Raw genomic sequence first — 906 nt, 5'->3', positions numbered from 1 at the left:
GGTTCCAGATCTTGGCAAGGTTGAAGCTCTCGGACATGACGCCTTCGTTCATCGCCCCGTCGCCGGCAAATGCGACCGCGACCTGGCCGGTCCCAAGCAGCTTTGCGCTGAGCGCCGCCCCGCAGGTGATCGGAGCGCCGGCCGCAACGATCCCGTTGGCTCCAAGCATGCCCTTGCGCAGGTCGGCAATGTGCTGCGACCCACCCTTGCCGCCGCAGGTTCCGGTCGCCCGGCCGAACAGTTCGGCCATCATGCCGTCGATGTCCACGCCCTTGGCGATCGAGTGGCCGTGGCCGCGATGGGTCGAGGAGATGTAGTCGTCCTCGCGCAGATGCAGGCAGATGCCGACCGCACTCGCCTCCTGCCCGGCATAAAGATGTGTGTTGCCCGGAATGTCGCCGGTCGCCATCTCCTCCATCACCCGCTCCTCGAAACGACGGATCATCCGCATGCTTCGATAAACCTCAATCAGCTTGTCCTGTGAAAGTTGTAAGCCTGACATGTGTTCCTCTTGAACTTTGCTGCGACCTGACGGACGCGAAACATTTGCGCGTTAAGATCCCCTAGCCTGTCTTGATCGTCTGTATTGATCGATGACGACGGCGAGGACGATGATGGCTCCCTTGATGATCTCCTGGTAATAGGATCCGATCTTGAGGAAGGTGAAGCCGGATGTGATGACGCCGAGGATGATTGTTCCGATCAGCGTTCCTGTTATGCGGCCGGAACCGCCGGCCAGCGATGTGCCGCCGATGACGGCAGCGGCGATGGCGTCGAGTTCGTATGCGGTGCCCATGGTCGGCTGGGCGGATGCTGCGCGGGCAGCGGTGACGACGCCAGCCAGTCCGGAGAGCACGCCTGCGACGATGTAGACCTTGATGAGATGGGATCCGATGTCGATGCCCG

The 906-nt window shown here is 61.7% G+C and carries 2 protein-coding genes; both read right to left on the bottom strand.

The genetic code is table 11. From position 1 onward, the window contains the following. The coding region (locus PH551_RS32800; RefSeq protein ID WP_285196342.1) for a thiamine pyrophosphate-dependent dehydrogenase E1 component subunit alpha at positions 1-502 on the bottom strand (502 nt) is incomplete at its 3' end. Positions 503-553: 51 nt separating this feature from the next. Continuing rightward, positions 554-906: ABC transporter permease (locus PH551_RS32795; protein WP_483315456.1), on the bottom strand; the 353-nt coding region annotated here is incomplete at its 5' end.

It is taken from the genome of Rhizobium atlanticum (assembly GCF_030182485.1).
Taxonomy (GTDB): Bacteria; Pseudomonadota; Alphaproteobacteria; order Rhizobiales; family Rhizobiaceae; genus Rhizobium.
This window is presented reverse-complemented; position numbering and strand designations above follow the sequence as displayed.